Consider the following 16,004-nt stretch of genomic DNA (forward strand, 5'->3'; position numbering starts at 1 on the left):
AATTCGGGATAACCCTCATTACACACTGGAGACAAGCTCACTCAACACCGCTGTACAATTTGAAATAGTTGACTTTTCAACAAGGAAATGTTGAGAAGAGGGGGGGTATTGTCGCCAAGAAAGCAAGGCTATGTAGTGATGCTGGTTTGGCGGTGACTCTGAATTGCTGTCTGCTGAGATAGCTGTTGACTCCATCCACCAATGGGTATAGATAGTTTATGGCCGTACGAGCCACCCCTCCCCGCCCTAACTCTGGACTCTACTCACTTGAATAGCCACTATGACGCCGCCTCCGTGACAGCGACCGAACTTGCCGAAAAGCTACGCTGCCACGGTTATGCTGTTTGTGATGATCTGCTACCGCTGCCGCTGCGCGAAGCGATGGCGCTTGAGATTCGCGCCATAGGCCGAGAGCCGTTTCAACGCGGTGGTATCGGTCGGCGACAGCAGCTCAATGAGGCTATTCGTCGTGATCAGATTTTATGGTTAACCGACCAGCTTCCCGCCGCTAGAGAGTATCTGCGGTGGCTAGAGGGGCTACGACAGCAGCTCAATCGGGAGCTGTTACTAGGCGTGTTCGATTTCGAAGGTCACTACGCCTACTACCCCCCAAGTGCGTTCTATGCTAAACACTTTGACGCCTTTCAAAATAGCGACCGCCACCGAATCTTAACAGTCATCACCTACCTCAATCGCAACTGGCAGCCCGAAGAGGGGGGCGAGCTGATACTTTACGATCAGAATGATAAGCCCCTGTTAACGGTGCTACCAGAGTCGGGGCGGCAAGTGCTCTTTTTAAGCGAAGAGTTTGCCCACGAAGTGAGGCCGGCGCAACGATACCGCTACAGCGCCACCGGGTGGTTTCGAGTCAATCAGAACTAAAGGCCCCTATCTCATCTTCCATTTAGGTATCATAGCCACCCCGAGACCGGTGGCCGCGCTTAAACTATAGATTAAAACGCTTCCCGGCAGGGTGAGCCCCATCAGCAAAGCTCCGGTCATACCCATAACACTAGCACCACCAGCGATAGCAACGCCGTAGTTACACTGTTTAGCGTACTGCGCTGAGAGTTCAAAACAGCGCTCGATATTGGCTAAATTTTGTTTTATGAGCACAATTTGCGCCGCATCCTGAGCAATATGAGAGGCATCGGAGAGCGATATCGATATCGCCGCCCGCTTTAGCGCAATTGAGTCGTTAATACCATCACCGATGTAGCAGACATGGCGTCCCTGTCGCTGTAACTCGTCGATCACTTCGGCCTTCTGCTCGGGTAGCGTTTCGGCATAATAGTGATCGACGCCGAGCTCCTTAGCCAATCTCGCCACAGGTAGCTGATGATCTCCAGAGAGGATCATCACCTCAACTCCTCGCGCCTGCAAGCGGCGCACCACCTCGGCCGCTTCCGGTCGCAGTGAGGGTTGTAGCTCCAACATACCGACAAATTGCCCATTATGAGCACAGTAGAGTAGTGAGTGGCCTTGGCGTTGTGCCGCCTCTTCAATAGCCACTATCGACTCGGGCAGGGCAACCCCTTCATGCGCCAAAAAGCGGCGACTGCCGACCTGAATCTGATTCCCCCCCTCTTGAACGGTTAACCCTAAACCGAGCTGATAGTGGGCATTATCGACACTATTAAGCGCTAGCTGCTGCCGCTTAGCCTCAGTCAGAATCGCTCGCGCAATCGGATGGCTCTGGCGATACTCCGCCGTGGCTATCCAGTGCAGCAGTTGTGACTCGGTAATCCCCGGTTGGGGGTAGATCTGCCCGACGAGCGGCTGCTCATGAGTTAAGGTGCCGGTTTTATCAAACACTACCGTATCGATCTGCTGTAACTGCTCCAAAGAGCGGCCATCTTTAATTAAGATCGCTTCGTTAGAGGCGATCTGCAGGTAGTTAAGCATGGTAAGCGGCACTGTTAAACGCATCACCTCCGAGTAGTTTGAAGTGAGCACCACTAGCGAAGTGGCTGGGCTAATGAGCGCTGCGCTTCCGGCAAGCGCAAAGGTCGGGATGATCGAACGGTTAGCTAACTGCTCGCTACGGGTCTGTAGGGTCGCTAGATAGTCTTCGGTGCTATCGAGGGTCAGTGCAATATGGTTGGCGACTGTATCGTGGCCGGTCTTCTCCACTTTGACCACAATTCGCCCCCCCACAATCAGGGTCGAAGCAAAGACTTGGCTTCCGACCAGCTTCTCCTCCGGTTGGGCTTCGCCCGTCAAACTCTGTTGATCGACCGTTGCCATACCCTCGATGACAACCCCATCGATAGGGATCGTTTCGCCGGCATTAAGGACGACTCGATCACCTAACTCCACCTCAGTCATAGTAAGCTCTAACTCAACCCCGTCACGTTCTACCCAAACGGCGCGGTTCTCCGTCTCAAAAATCGACGCCAATCTATGTTTGGTCTGGTGACGAGTCTGATGCAGCAACTTAACCCCACTAAGATAGATTAGGCTCGCCAGTGCCGACAAGGTAAAGACACCACTCAAAACACCAATAGATAGCGCTAAGGTATCGACCTGCAAGATACTCAGTTGACGCCGCCTGACATGATATAGCGCCAACTCGATCATTGAAAACGAGGCGTAGCCTAGGGGGATCAAGCTTAATACCCCCAGCGGCGCATAAAAAAAGTGCCCCGCTACCGCCATTGCCAACGCAACGCCGCTCGCTATTAGCGCGTTTTGACTCCCTTCAGCCTCCTGCTGCTGTAGTTCGGCCAGCGATAGCTCCCCCGGTGTGACTCCCTGCGGTAGCCGCTTAACTTGCCCTTGTCGCCGTTTTTTTTCAGCCAGGCCAAATAGAGCACTACTGCTCGTAAAGACGACTAAACCCAATAGATGTATCATAAAATGCCTCGAACTAGCCGTACACTTAAAAACAACGCTAACCATCACCCTTTTTCGGTGCTAGGAAACGGACGGTAGTCTAGGCGATTGGGCGGGAAGGGGCAAGCTCTGCATCGTCTATTACCTGTTTACCAGTGGTAGTTAATCAGCCGATAGAGGCGCCTCACCTCCCCCTCCGGTTTTAACTCCACTCTTAGCTCTACCCCTAATGGCAGTGCGGTTTGGGTCTCATCACCTAGGGGGGGCCAATGATCTTGCCACTGCCGCTCTTTATCGAGAAAACGGGTGCTCATTGAGACCACCCCTTGGAGTAGCGCCGAGCGAAACGGTTCAATACTCTGCTCTCGATCGAGATGAGTCCAGTGGTAGCGCACTAGCGTCTCCTCCTCAATGGTATAGCCGATGCGCTGGAGCCGGCTGCGCTTTAGCTCTGCTGGGTTGAGCCAGCCGCTGCGGGTAAACTCCAGTGGTAATAGCCCAAGCTCGCTCGCAAACAGTGCCGGCTGGCTATCGCCATAGCTGTCGCGAACCTGACGCCCCACCAGTTGGGTGATATCCTCTCCGACCAGAAACAGGGCGCGTTGAATATTTTTTAGCCGAGTCGAGTTTTGACTCAACTGCTCTTCGGCTCTTAACACCGCGTTAAGACCGCCATAGGCCATCATGGAGACAATCGAAAAGATCACCATGGCGATTAGCAGCTCAACTAGAGTAAAGCCTCGTGACGGTAAGCAGCACACTCTCATCGCTCTACGGTGGGGGGGGGCTATGGGGTTGAGAGAGGTAGGCGGTGACTGTGACGATAGGGTGACGCTGACTCTCGTGGCGCACCGCTACGTCGATACGGCGAATGGTCTCCTCGGGCGTGGTGCTCACCGTCGATTGCCACAACCAGCGCTGGCCGACCATCTCAGCGTCGCCCTCATCTTCGCCTGGATCGGGCCATTCGGCCGTTAACTGTAGCTCGATAATGCGGTTTTGTGCCACCCAGTGGGCAAAGGTCTTATCGCGTAGATAACTGGCATTAAGAGCGCTCTCGCTCCCCCCTTTAATGACCGCTCCGAGCGCTGTTGCCAATACCGCTAGAGCGACAAGCACCTCCAGCAGGGTGAAACCGCCAATAGGCCGTTTAGCCACCGCGACTCTCCAGAGGCTGCTCCCTCTCTGCGCCGCGCCCTTGATGGATCTCGCCCAATATATCGCCGCTTAAGGGTAGCGGCTGCTGTAGTAGAGGATGGTGCAGCTCGACTTCAAAGGGGGTTCGTTCGCCACTAGAGAGCAGCATAATGTGGGGGCGTGTCTCTGGAAGTTCGCCCTCATCACTCTGCATCGCCTGCGCTAACAGATCCTCCTCTAGCGATACCTCTAGCTCCTCTAGCCAGAGTTTGAACTCGCCCCCTTCGGGTAACTGGCGAGGCCGAAAGATTTTATCGGCCTCATAGGGGAGCCACTGTTGCGCCTCGTAGTGCATAAATCGGTAGCTATCCTGTTCAAAGCGAACGCCGATCACCTGACCGCGTAAAATCGCCTCATCACCGGCTAGCTCAATGAGGGTCGCTAGCCGTTGCCTCTCCTGCTGTAGTCGTCTTGTCAATCCCCCATCCCCGACCGAGAGTACCGCCATCGCCATAATGATGGCGATAATCACTAGCACCACCATTAGCTCTAGTAGGGTAAAGCCGCCCGTTTTCGGGCTAAGTTTGGGGCGATAGACGGGCATGCTCCCTTAGGCGGTCTTAGGCGACAATACTAGGAGTCAAATTCGTAGTTAGCGATATCGGCAGCAGGCCCTTCACCACCGGCGCGGCCATCAGCTCCGTAGCTGAAGATATCGATGTCGCCCTGAATACCGGGTGAGAGGTAGAGGTAGTCGTTCCCCCATGGATCTTTGGGAATGGAGGCCATATACCCCCCCTGTTTCCAGTTTTTAGCCTCAGAGGGCGGCTGTACCAGCGCCTCTAGCCCTTGATCGGTCGTCGGGTAGGTGAAATTATCGAGTTTATAGAGGTTTAGTGCACTCTCTAGTGCCCGAATATCCTGTTTTGCTTTGGTGACTCGCGCCTTATCGGGGTTATCCATAATGCGTGGCACGACCACCGCAGCTAGAATGCCCAAAATGACTACCACGACCATGACTTCGATTAGGGTAAAACCGCTTTGTGTTCGTCTCATAACTCTCTAAAAACTCCGTTAATTAAACTATTAAATTACTGAACTAAATTGTTAATCTCAAAAATAGGTAACAGGATTGCCAGTACAATCACCATCACAACCCCCCCCATGGTCACCAGCAGTAGCGGTTCAAACAGCCCTAATAGCATGGCGATAATACTCTTTAACTCCCGCTCCTGATTCTCGGCCGCCCGCTCTAGCATATCTTCTAAATTACCACTCGCCTCACCACTGGCAATGAGGTGTACCGTCATCGGTGGAAAGTAGCGCGACTGCTCTAATGCCTGGGCAATGGCACTCCCCTCACGCACCTTTTCTGCCGCTGAGGTGATCGCTTGGCGCATCGGCAGACTGCCTAAGACTTCGCCGGAGATTCGCATCGCCTCCAGCACCGGTACACTACTAGCGACCATAATGCTGAGGGTGCGGGCAAAACGGGCGGTATTTAACCCCCCCATTAGGGTCGAGATAAGTGGTAGGCGGTGGAGTAGCTTGTGCCACTGCATTCGTACCGGTGGTCGTTTCAGTAGCTGCCGAAACAGCACTATCGCCGCTATGATCGCCCCTAGTAGCCAGATCCCAAACTCACGCAAAAAATCGCTTAACGCAATGAGGGCGACTGTCAATCCGGGTAGCTCTTGGTTGATACTGCTAAAGACCTGTACCACTTCAGGGACGACATAGACTAACAGGGCCGAGGTGACTCCGATAGCCATGACGGTCAGAATAATCGGATAAAAGAGCGCCATCTGAATCGATTGGCGTAGCTGCTGGCGATTTTCGGTATAGTCGGCTAGCCGCTCTAAAACCAGTTCGAGATGCCCCGACTGCTCTCCGGCCGCTACGGTGGTGCGGTAGATATCGGGAAACATAGTGGGAAAGTCGTTGAGAGCATCGGCCATGGTATGCCCCTCTAGTACTTTAGAGCGTACTGAGAGCAGCATACTCTGAATACGCGCCTTATCGCTCTGGCGGGCCACGGTCTGAATCGCCTCTTCTAGGGGGAGTGCCGCTCTTACTAGGGTGGCTAGCTGGCGGGTCAGTAGGGCAAGGTCGGTGGCGCTAATGCCTCGACCTAGGCTAAAGTGGCTCCTCTGCCGCCGCCCCTCCTGCTTCGCGGCGGTCTCTATCGAGAGCGGAGTTAACCCCTGCTCTCGTAGCTGTTGCCGTATTGAGCGGGGGGTGTCGCCCTCTAGGACACCGCGCTTCTCTCGTCCCCGACTATCGAGGGCTTTGTAGGCAAAGGCTCCCATTGGCTACTTAGGTGTCGTTGTGGGTGACACGAAAGAGCTCATCGAGCGTCGTTTCGCCATTTAAAACCCGCCGAATCCCATCTTGCTGCAACTTTAGCGCCTTTGAGTGGGCATACTGTTCAATATCGTGTTCGGCGGCGCCGTCATGAATCATTGAGCGCAGCTTCTCATCGATAGTGACTAGCTCATAGAGACCGGTTCGACCCCGATAGCCGAGGTGGTTGCACTTATCGCACCCCTCACCCGCACGATAGAGGGTCAGATCGCGCTCTGGCGGTTGGCCTAACAGTCGCCGCTCTGCGCTATCGGGGGTAAAGGGGTGTTTACAGTGGGGGCATAGCACCCGCACTAATCGCTGCGATAGCACGCCAATTAAGCTCGATGAGAGCAGAAACGGCTCGACCCCCATATCGCGCAGACGGGTCACTGCCCCGACTGCTGTATTGGTATGGAGGGTGGAGAGGACTAAGTGGCCGGTCAGACTCGCCTGAATGGCAATTTGTACGGTCTCTAGATCGCGAATCTCCCCTACCATCACGACATCGGGATCTTGGCGCAAAATCGCCCTGAGCCCCCTCGCAAAACTCATATCGACTTTTGTGTTGACCTGAGTTTGACCAATGCCGTCCAGATAGTACTCAATCGGATCTTCAACGGTCAAAATGTTGCGGCTGCGGGTGTTTAGCTGGGTGAGCGCCGCATAGAGGGTGGTGGTCTTCCCCGACCCAGTCGGCCCGGTGACTAAGATAATGCCGTGCGGTTGGGCAATCAGTTGGGTGAGGCGGTCACGCGCACTGCTCTCCATACCTAGATGTTGTAGATCGAGTCGTCCTGCCTGTTTATCGAGCAGTCGCAGCACGACCCGTTCGCCATTGCCCGAGGGGAGTGTCGAGACCCGCACATCGACCGCACGACCCGCTACCCGTAAGGAGATGCGTCCATCTTGGGGCAGCCGCTTTTCGGCGATATCGAGTTTGGACATAACCTTAATTCGAGAGACTAGCAGCGGAGCGAGGCCTCGTTGTGGCTGTAGCACCTCCCGTAAGACTCCATCGACACGAAAGCGTACTACCATGCGATTTTCAAAGGTTTCAATGTGAATATCGGAGGCGTCTTCGCGAATCGCTTCGGTCAGCAGCGCGTTAATTAGGCGAATAATCGGCGCGTCATCGGCGCTTTCGAGGAGATCCTCAGGCTCAATTAGCTGTCCGGCTAGCTCCTGTAGATTAAACTCATCTCCGAGCTCTCCCATCAGCGCCATCGACTCATTCTGGCCCTGCTCATAACTCTGTTGTAGCTGCTGCTCAAACTGTTCGATAGTCACCGGTAGTAGCTCAACGGTATGGGTGGTTGCTCGCTGAATCTCAGCGAGTACCTCTAGTTTTAGCGGGGCGACGAAGTAGAGCTGCGGCTGGCCACCTTGCCACTTAAGCAGTACCTTATGGCGCCTTGCAAAGATAAACGGAAGCTGTAGTAGCGCCGCTGAGTGCGACTCATCGGCATACTCCTCTAGCGTCATGGAGAGATCGGTCATCGGCAACGGCTCAGGGTTGGCCTAGCAGCGTATCAAATAGCGTTAACGACTCAGGATCGCTCTTGCCCGGGGCGATCGGTAGCGGTTCGGTCGTGCTGCCTCTCTCTTCATAGGGGGGGGGGAGTTTTAGAAACTCGGGTAGCGGCTCGACGGTCGGCACATCGACCTCTAACAGACTCATCTTTCTATCCCGCTGTAGTAGCTGTTCGGCTCTTAGGGCGCTATATTTTTGGCTAGAGATCGCCATCCCCTCCTGCCCACCGCGAATAATGCGCGGATGGAGGAAGATGGTCAGATCGCGTTTGGTTTTGCTAGAGCGGCTGTAGCTAAACAGGTAGCCGAGCAGTGGAATATCACCAAGTCCGGGGAGCTTTTGCCGGCTCTCGGTCAAGGTCTCGTCCAGTAGGCCACCGAGGGCTAAAATTTGGCCATCATCGACCATAACGGTGGTATTGAGTGAGCGCTTATTGGTGACCACATCAGAGGTACTTACCGAGGCGGCGCTGAGACTCGATACCTCCTGCTTAATCTCTAGCCGAATGGAGTTGCCTTCGTTAATCTGCGGCTTGATTTTGAGTGTCAGGCCGACATCTTCGCGCTTAATGGTCTGAAACGGGTTGGAGACGCTGGTGTTATCGCCGGTGCTACTATAGGAGCCGGTGACAAACGGTACATTTTGACCGACCACAATCTCCGCCTCTTCATTATCGAGTGTCACTAGGGTGGGGGTAGAGAGGATATTACTGTCAGCATCGCCCCGTATCGCTCGCAACAGCCCCGCATAACCAGACCCTCCCGAGGAGCCGACTGAGCCATCACCAAAGAGAAGGTTTAATCCGCTCGATACCGGTGGCAAGCTCCCGCCCTGCACCGCAGAGACAACCCCTGACAGCGCTCCATCCCAATCGAGTAACCCCACCGGTCGCCCATCAGGATAGCCGTAGTAGCCCCAGTTAACTCCAAATTCGGCCGACTTATCGGTAGAGATTTCGGCAATAACCGCTTTAACCATCACTTGGGCGCGACGAATATCGAGCTGACGAATAATCGACTCTAGCTCCTGCATCGTCTCCATATCGGCACTAATCACTAGCGAGTTGGTGGTCTCGTCGGCCTGAATATTGACATCAATGGCCTGATTTTTCTGGTTTGGATCAACTTTTATCTTAGCTAGCGATTTGGCCACATTACTTAAGACGCCGGCAATTTTGGTAGCATTAGCGTAGCGTAGATAGATGACCTTGGTGTTACCACTCCCCTGCTCAGTGGGAGTATCTAAGCGGATTACCAAATTTTTAAGCGTATTTCGCGCCGACTCCACGCCGCTAAAGATAATGCTATTGGAGCGGGCATCAGCAATCACCGTCACTCGCTCCTCTTGGCCGTTGTTAGTCCCTTTAGGTTGAATCGAGTTGAGAATGTTGGCAATCTCGGTCGCCGAGGCGTGCTTTAGGGTAATTATCTCAAATTCGGTATCGACCGCCACATCGATGTTTTTGATAATATCGACCACCCGCTCAATATTGGCCGCGACATCGGAGATAATCAGGACATTGGTGGCAGGGTAGGCCGATAGGTGGCCCGGTTGGGGCAGCAGTGGGCGTAAAATCGGTACCATTTGCGCTGCCGAGACATTTTCGATCGGCACCACTCGGGTTACGAATTGATCGCGATTGGCTTGGTTAGGCCCGCTAACGGTTGGGATCGCGCTCTGTTTGGCGTTTGCTTCGGGAACAATTTTAATCACACTCTCATCGGGAATCGCCGCAAATCCATGTACTGATAGAACCGATAGAAAGACTTGATAGATCTCATCACGACTCATCTCCCGCGGTGAGATCACCGTCACCCGCCCCTTAACGCGCGGATCAACGATAAAGTTCTTGCCGGTCATCTTCGAAACCATTGAGACCACTGAGCGCAGCTCGGTATCGGCTAAATTGAGGGTAAAGCTATCGGCATAGAGGGTAAGAGGAGCCAATAGTAGAGCAAAAGCAGTTAGCAATCTGGACACAATCGTTCTCATGAGTTATCAAAAGTTAAGCGTCAGGAGTTGCTCCTGACCACGACGCAGTACCACCACCGACAGCGAGCTAGCGGTCGTGAGCTGATTTAATACATTTCCCATCTCGGCAGGGCTGGTCACTGAGATACCGTTTACCACCGTGACAATATCTCCCGGCTCTAGCCCCAACTCGTTGAATAGCTGTGGATCTCGTCCAGGGTTGAGGCGGTATCCTACCATTTTCCCCCCCTGAATAACAGGGGCGACTCGGGCGAACTTCATCACATTTTGTGGGTTAGCTAGTAGCTGTTGCCGTAGTTCAGCGTAGTCGTAGGGGCGACGCCCCTCCTCTCCCGAGTCGGCCTCTGTCTCAGCCCCACCGCTACTGTTTGCCGCTAAGGGGGAGTCTGGCGGATTCGCAGCCGCCGAGGTATTAACGATATTGCGTTTGACCGGCTTCTCCTCGCCTTCGTGTAGCAAAGAGAGTGTCTCAGGCCGGCCGTTGCGCTCTAGTACGATGTAGTTGCCAAAAATCGCTACCACGGTCGCTAGGTTGTTAATCGACTCCCCTACCCGATAGAGCGACTCATCGCCACCGCGCCGCTCGGCCACCACCGCCAGCTTCTCACCCGTTTCACTAAAGAGGATGCCGTTTAGATAGAGACTGAGTGTCGTCTCTGGTGCCTCCTCCACGATCGGTGCCACCGGCTCCGGTTTGGGTGCGGGCGGTTTAGGCACCTCTTTCGGTACCACGCCAAATAGGTGTAGGCCAATCGTCTCCTCTAACGAGTACTCCTGCTGCTCACCCTGAACCGACGGCAGCAGCGGCGATGGCGCCACATTCAATGGCGGCACGGTGACGAGAGGCTGTGGATAGAGCCACTGCCAAGTCAGGCGGCTAGTCGTATCAGCAATCAAGACCAGTAGCAGCAGTAGCACTAGCTGCCGAAACAGATTAAGAGGGGCAAGCATATCGAGAGGAGGCAAACAAGTTCCAGTTCAAATCCAAGTGGGCAGATTGTAACGGTTAATCGACCCCTCTGTCCATGTCAGTATAGAAATCGGCGACATAGGCCGAGAGTCTATCGGCAGCAATCGCCTGTCGTAGCTGAGCCATTAGCTGTTGATAGTAGTGGAGATTATGAATTGTGTTTAGTTGCGCTCCTAACATCTCGCCACATCGATCTAAGTGGCGCAGATAGCTACGGCTGTAGTGGCGGCAGGTGTAGCAGCCACACTGCTCATCAAGGGGGCGAGTGTCGTCGTGATAGCGCGCGTTACGAATTTTAACGACCCCATAGCGGGTAAAGAGTGAGCCGTTGCGACCATTACGGGTCGGCATGACGCAATCGAACATATCGATACCGCGACAGACCGCCTCGACAATATCGTGCGGTTTGCCGACCCCCATTAGGTAGCGCGGCCTATCTGGCGGCATCTGTGGTGGCAGTTCGGTTAATACCCGCAGCATCTCCTCCTTCGGCTCGCCGACCGAGAGCCCACCAATCGCATACCCATCAAAGCCCAGAGCGGTTAACGCCTGTAGTGATCTCTGGCGCAAGTCGCTATACATCCCCCCTTGGATAATACCAAACAGGGCATTAGGGTTATCGCCGTGGGCTAGGCGGCTCCGTTTTGCCCAGCGCAACGAGAGCTCCATCGACTGTTGCGCCTCGTGATAGCTCGCCGGCCACGGGGTGCACTCATCGAAGATCATCACAATATCGGCACCGAGCTGGCGCTGCACCGCCATCGACTCCTCCGGCCCCATAAAGACCTTGCGACCATCGATCGGCGATTGAAAGGTGACCCCCTGTTCGCTGATCTTCCGCCGCTGCCCTAGGCTAAAGACTTGAAACCCCCCCGAGTCGGTCAAAATCGGCCCCGACCAGTGGATAAAGTCGTGTAGATCACCGTGTCGTTGAATCACCTCACTCCCCGGGCGTAGCATGAGATGAAAGGTGTTTCCCAGAATAATCTGTGCCCCTAGCGCGGTGAGCTCCTCTGGGGTTACCCCCTTCACCGAGCCGTAGGTCCCTACCGGCATAAAGGCGGGCGTATCGACCACGCCACGAGCGAATCGTAGCTGACCGACTCTAGCCGCACCGCACCGATGTTTGAGTTCAAACTCCATCCCCTACCGCTCCAACAACATCGCATCGCCGTAGCTAAAAAAGCGGTATTTATGGGCAATCGCATGGGTATAGGCGTGTTGAATCGTCTCTAGCCCTGCAAAGGCAGAGACTAGCATAAGCAGCGTCGATTCGGGCAGATGAAAGTTAGTAATGAGCGCATCGACCACCTTAAACTCAAAGCCGGGGGTAATGAAAATATCGGTCTCGCCCCGAAACGGTTGCAGCGCCCCTCGGCAGGCGACACTCTCTAGTGTACGCACCACGGTGGTGCCGACAGCGATAACCCGCCCCCCCCGCTGTCGAGTATGGGCGATGGCATCGACAGCCGCTTGCGGCAGATCGATCACCTCACTGTGCATCGTATGCTCGGCAATCCTCTCGACCCGTACCGGCTGAAAGGTGCCGGCACCGACATGCAGCGTCACCTCGGTCGAGTCGATACCAGCGTCAGTTAGCTGCTGCAGCAGTGGCTTATCAAAGTGGAGGCCAGCGGTTGGAGCGGCCACTGCACCCGCTTTACGAGCATAGACAGTCTGGTAACGCTCGCTATCGTTCTCATCGGGGCGATGTTGAATATAGGGCGGCAGGGGGAGTTCGCCACTTCGTTCCAGTAGCGGCAGCACCTCGGTGCGACAATCGACCCAAAACAGACTCCCCCGCTCCCGACCCTCGATCCGAACATGGTCACCACTCTCCAGCTCCAGCACCGAGCCCACCGTCGGTGCACGGCTCGCGCGAATATGGCACAGGGCAACGGTCGGCTCCACAATCCGCTCCACCAGCAGCTCTACCCGCCCTCCAGTCAGTTTGCGTCCAAAAAGACGCGCCGGAATCACCCGCGTGTTATTAAATACTAGCAGATCGCCCCGTTTGAGCCACTGCAACAGCGCACTAAAGCGGCTATCGGTTAAGCGCCCCTCCCGAGTCACATGCAACAGCCGACTGCCGCTGCGCTCTGGCAGTGGATATTGGGCTATCAGTTCAGGAGGGAGATCAAAATGGAACTGGTGTCGATACATGGTGGTGACTTACATCGACGCAATCTCAACTAGCTCACTCTCTGAGAGCAGTTTATTAGCGTCAATCAGAATCAGCAGCCCCTTTTCCCGATTGTAGAGCCCTGAGATATAGCGGGTACTCTCACGGGCACCGGTACTAGGAGCCGGTTCAATCGATGAGGAGCGCAGCTCTACCACCTCGCTAACACTATCGACCATAAAGCCGACGACATACTCCTTAGTCTCAAGAATCAAAATACGGGAGGAGTCATCTAGATCGTGCGAGGGTAGGCCAAATCTTGCTCGGGTATCGATAATGGCTACCACATTGCCCCGCAAATTGATAATGCCTAGCACATAGGCCGGTGCTCCGGGGACGGGCGAAATTTCGGGACTGCGTAACACCTCCCGAATCTGCATGACATCGATCCCGTACACCTCATGTTCGAGGGTAAATGTCACCCATCGTGATAGCGGATCACTCCCCTTCGTCCCATCATCATTTATCATGGCTATTCACCCTTAACATTTAGTCAAACTTTAACCCGCTGCTCTCCCGCAAGGCCACCCCCCCGCGAAACAGCAAAAGAGAACAGAGAGGCGCTACTTTGATTTCTCTGTCGGCAAATGTCAATATCGGTTCCCTAAATCTGTTACAATAACCGGCTTGATATCGCTATCAATAACGACTAAAAAAATCTCTTTGTATTTAGGATTAACCGTATTATGACCATGCCAACTCCCGAAAAACAGTCGATTCTTATCGTTGATGATGCCCACTCCATGCGAGCCATGGTACGCGGTCTGCTGCAAAATCTCGGCTACCCCCACAAGAACATTACCGCTCACGCCAATGGCCTCGATGCTTGGCACGACTTTGAGTCGCGCTCTCGGCCATTTGATCTCGTGATCTGCGATTGGGATATGCCACAAATGAACGGACTGGAGTTTTTGCGCCATATTCGCGCGATGGAGGGGGATCGCGCCAATACTCCATTCATCATGCTGACCGCCAATATCAAAAAAGAGAAGATAATTGAGGCGATTGAAGAGGGGATCGACGACTACCTAGCCAAGCCGTTTCAGCCAGAACGGTTTAAGACTAAAGTCATGCAGGTGATTAGTGGCGAAAAGCGGCGTAAGCGAGTGGCGCCCCGCCCCGAATCGCCACAGAGGGCTAAACCGTTAGAGGAGATTCCGCCGGTTCCGATTACAAAACCTAAGCGCTGATAGACAGATAGTATGGGGTCGCGCGATATGATTGCTACGGCAGCGGAATTAGCTTTAGCTCAGATTTAATGAGCTGCGGTAGCTCCCCCCACGCGGTAACGGCTTCGATATACCACTGCTTGCGAGTCGGATGGGGCTGTAATATGTCGTGCTCGACATAGAATTGGCCTTCGGCATGAAACGCCAACGAACCGATGATCTGCCGCTCTCGATACCAGACCCCCATCAATGCAGAGCGCCCTGTCGCAGGATCGGGCTTTAACTGCCACTGCACCGCAGTGAGCGGCTGCAGCTCTACCTGTTCAGCCAGCCCCACATGGATTAACGGTGCCATTAACGCCTCTAGCAGCGGCTCTAAGAGTGGCGATATCTGCTCTACTCTGGCCGCAACCGCCTCATCTTGCGGGGCTAAGGCCACTACCAAAACTCTTTTGACACCCTGAGCCGCTCTACCGGCCTATCGGCTAATAGGTGTTGCTCAATAATGTCACTCACATCGGCTTTGGTCACTTTGCCATACATCACCCCTTCGGGATAGACTAGCACCGATGGCCCCTCGCTACACGGTCCCATACAGCCGGTGGTGGTTACCTGAACCTTGCCAAATAGCTGCCGCTGCTGCTGTTGCCAAAAGAACTCCTCGGCTACCTCGGCACACCCCTTTTGGCTACAGGAGGGGCGAGGATGGCCTTCAGGTCGCTGCTGCACACAGACAAATAGATGTTTCTCCGGTCTTGGCATCACTCTCTCCTTTACGCGGCCATGCCTTGCGGCTCATGGGTAAAACAGTTTTTAGGACAGATTCTGGCACAAGAGCCACAGCCGATGCAGTCGAGCGGATCTTTGAGGCTCATCACCATCGCAGTGTCATCAGAGAAGCCATCCTCATCACCATACTCACCGTAATCGTCGTCCTCATACTCATCTAACTCGATATCGGCATCCTCGCGCTCGATTAGATCAAACACATCACGAGGACAGACCTTATAGCAGCGACCACAACCGATACAGCTCGCTTGATTAATCTCCATCACAAACGCGGGGGTGTATTCGACGCCCCCACGGGTTAATCCGGTTATCACACTCATTCCCTCTCTCTCCTACTGTGCCGCTTCAGCGGCCCGATACTCAGCCTCAGCCACCGCCCACGCTTTACAGGCCTCATAGGTCTGCTCTGCTAAGGGCATAATCTCATCATAGGCGGCCGGTAGTCGATCTTCGACCAGATCGTGCAGCTCGCCCGCCTTTTCGGTCGCAATTCGTTTCGCCTTTTTACTCGCTTTATGGAGCGCTTTTAACTCTTCTGGGCTCATCTTCTACCCCTCTGCCGCCGCGCGGTGTCTGTCGATTAATGTCACTGCCTGAGAGACCACCTTGTCGGCCTCGGTAACCATCTTCTCTAATGAGTCGAAGCTAAAGCGGTGCACATCGCGCAGTGTTTTATCTACCACTACCAACTTTCCCACCACAATCATCGCCCGACCAAACCCCTCGTGGGTTAAGTTAATCACCGGTACGGCCATCAATCCGGCCTCTTTCTCAATGGTGGCAGAGAGGGCGTTGTAGTAAGCCTTCAGTCGGGCAATCAGCGTCTCATCGGGATCACCGACTACCGGAATCTCCCGCTTCATCTCCTTTGTCAAGATAAAGGGGGCCAAAATTTTAGCCGTACTCCAGCTATCGTAGCTACCATAGGTATCGATCGCCCGCATCTGTCGCACCATCTCATTCGCAAATGGCCCTGCAAGCAGGGGATCGTTCTCATCAATGACCGCACCACTCATACCGCTCTCCTTAAGTTCAGATTTAAATCATTCAATG

General features: G+C 54.3%; 19 protein-coding genes. 2 read left to right on the top strand and 17 right to left on the bottom strand.

Annotated elements, in window-relative coordinates; all coding sequences use genetic code 11:
- Nucleotides 1-201: 201 nt before the first annotated feature.
- The gene (locus D5085_15255) at nucleotides 202-882 is read left to right on the top strand and encodes a 2OG-Fe(II) oxygenase (GenBank protein QEP44362.1); all 681 of its coding nucleotides are present in this window, start codon (nucleotides 202-204) and stop codon (nucleotides 880-882) included.
- A gap of 6 nt (nucleotides 883-888) precedes the next feature.
- Here D5085_15255 and D5085_15260 read toward each other — a convergent pair whose 3' ends face one another.
- The 12 genes from D5085_15260 to D5085_15315 all read right to left on the bottom strand — a co-directional run bounded on the left by D5085_15260 (nucleotide 889) and on the right by D5085_15315 (nucleotide 13,463).
- Nucleotides 889-2,901: a heavy metal translocating P-type ATPase gene (locus D5085_15260; protein QEP44363.1), complete on the bottom strand. Its 2,013-nt coding sequence runs from the start codon at nucleotides 2,899-2,901 to the stop codon at nucleotides 889-891.
- Nucleotides 2,902-2,984: 83 nt separating this feature from the next.
- On the bottom strand, nucleotides 2,985-3,602 hold the full coding sequence (gspJ, locus tag D5085_15265) for a type II secretion system protein GspJ (GenBank protein QEP44364.1): 618 nt from the start codon (nucleotides 3,600-3,602) through the stop codon (nucleotides 2,985-2,987).
- A 4-nt stretch (nucleotides 3,603-3,606) separates the two neighbouring features.
- Nucleotides 3,607-4,056, bottom strand: a complete 450-nt coding sequence (gene gspI, locus D5085_15270; GenBank protein ID QEP44365.1) for a type II secretion system protein GspI — start codon at nucleotides 4,054-4,056, stop codon at nucleotides 3,607-3,609.
- Nucleotides 3,986-4,576, bottom strand: a complete 591-nt coding sequence (gene gspH, locus D5085_15275) for a type II secretion system protein GspH (protein QEP44366.1) — start codon at nucleotides 4,574-4,576, stop codon at nucleotides 3,986-3,988. Before gspH ends, gspI begins: the two co-directional genes overlap by 71 nt.
- A gap of 29 nt (nucleotides 4,577-4,605) precedes the next feature.
- Complete coding sequence (gene gspG / locus D5085_15280) at nucleotides 4,606-5,028, bottom strand: type II secretion system protein GspG (GenBank protein QEP44367.1); 423 nt, start codon at nucleotides 5,026-5,028, stop codon at nucleotides 4,606-4,608.
- 35 nt (nucleotides 5,029-5,063) lie between these two features.
- A complete protein-coding gene (gspF, locus tag D5085_15285) occupies nucleotides 5,064-6,281 on the bottom strand; it encodes a type II secretion system protein GspF (protein ID QEP44368.1) in 1,218 nt (405 codons plus the stop codon).
- Between the two features lie 7 nt (nucleotides 6,282-6,288).
- Nucleotides 6,289-7,800, bottom strand: a complete 1,512-nt coding sequence (gene gspE, locus D5085_15290) for a type II secretion system protein GspE (GenBank protein ID QEP45187.1) — start codon at nucleotides 7,798-7,800, stop codon at nucleotides 6,289-6,291.
- Nucleotides 7,801-7,825: 25 nt separating this feature from the next.
- A complete protein-coding gene (gene gspD / locus D5085_15295) occupies nucleotides 7,826-9,841 on the bottom strand; it encodes a type II secretion system protein GspD (protein ID QEP44369.1) in 2,016 nt (671 codons plus the stop codon).
- Nucleotides 9,842-9,847: 6 nt separating this feature from the next.
- Nucleotides 9,848-10,792, bottom strand: a complete 945-nt coding sequence (gene gspC, locus D5085_15300) for a type II secretion system protein GspC (GenBank protein ID QEP44370.1) — start codon at nucleotides 10,790-10,792, stop codon at nucleotides 9,848-9,850.
- Between the two features lie 55 nt (nucleotides 10,793-10,847).
- The gene (locus D5085_15305; GenBank protein QEP44371.1) at nucleotides 10,848-11,954 is read right to left on the bottom strand and encodes a tRNA guanosine(34) transglycosylase Tgt; all 1,107 of its coding nucleotides are present in this window, start codon (nucleotides 11,952-11,954) and stop codon (nucleotides 10,848-10,850) included.
- A gap of 3 nt (nucleotides 11,955-11,957) precedes the next feature.
- Nucleotides 11,958-12,974 carry a tRNA preQ1(34) S-adenosylmethionine ribosyltransferase-isomerase QueA gene (queA, locus tag D5085_15310; GenBank protein QEP44372.1) on the bottom strand — a complete coding sequence of 339 codons (1,017 nt, stop codon included), beginning with the start codon at nucleotides 12,972-12,974 and terminating at the stop codon, nucleotides 11,958-11,960.
- 9 nt (nucleotides 12,975-12,983) lie between these two features.
- On the bottom strand, nucleotides 12,984-13,463 hold the full coding sequence (locus D5085_15315) for a chemotaxis protein CheW (GenBank protein ID QEP44373.1): 480 nt from the start codon (nucleotides 13,461-13,463) through the stop codon (nucleotides 12,984-12,986).
- A gap of 216 nt (nucleotides 13,464-13,679) precedes the next feature.
- Here D5085_15315 and D5085_15320 point away from each other — a divergent pair, with 216 nt between their 5' ends.
- Nucleotides 13,680-14,183, top strand: a complete 504-nt coding sequence (locus D5085_15320; GenBank protein ID QEP44374.1) for a response regulator — start codon at nucleotides 13,680-13,682, stop codon at nucleotides 14,181-14,183.
- A gap of 34 nt (nucleotides 14,184-14,217) precedes the next feature.
- Here the strand turns inward: D5085_15320 and D5085_15325 are convergent, their stop codons facing one another.
- The 5 genes from D5085_15325 to D5085_15345 are packed head-to-tail and all read right to left on the bottom strand — an operon-like array spanning nucleotide 14,218 to nucleotide 15,967.
- Nucleotides 14,218-14,601 (bottom strand): hypothetical protein, encoded by a 384-nt coding sequence (locus D5085_15325; GenBank protein QEP44375.1) that lies wholly within the window; start codon nucleotides 14,599-14,601, stop codon nucleotides 14,218-14,220.
- Entirely contained in the window at nucleotides 14,601-14,924 is a 324-nt protein-coding gene (locus tag D5085_15330; GenBank protein ID QEP44376.1) for a (2Fe-2S) ferredoxin domain-containing protein, read from the bottom strand. The genes D5085_15325 and D5085_15330 overlap by 1 nt, the downstream gene beginning before the upstream one ends.
- An 11-nt stretch (nucleotides 14,925-14,935) precedes the next feature.
- A complete protein-coding gene (fdxB, locus tag D5085_15335) occupies nucleotides 14,936-15,271 on the bottom strand; it encodes a ferredoxin III, nif-specific (GenBank protein ID QEP44377.1) in 336 nt (111 codons plus the stop codon).
- Nucleotides 15,272-15,283: 12 nt separating this feature from the next.
- Nucleotides 15,284-15,496, bottom strand: a complete 213-nt coding sequence (locus D5085_15340) for a hypothetical protein (GenBank protein ID QEP44378.1) — start codon at nucleotides 15,494-15,496, stop codon at nucleotides 15,284-15,286.
- A 3-nt stretch (nucleotides 15,497-15,499) separates the two neighbouring features.
- Nucleotides 15,500-15,967, bottom strand: coding sequence for a NifX-associated nitrogen fixation protein (locus D5085_15345; protein QEP44379.1), 468 nt, complete (start codon nucleotides 15,965-15,967; stop codon nucleotides 15,500-15,502).
- Between the last annotated feature and the right edge of the window lie 37 nt (nucleotides 15,968-16,004).

It is taken from the genome of Ectothiorhodospiraceae bacterium BW-2 (genome assembly GCA_008375315.1).
Taxonomy (GTDB): Bacteria; Pseudomonadota; Gammaproteobacteria; order Thiohalomonadales; family Thiohalomonadaceae; genus BW-2.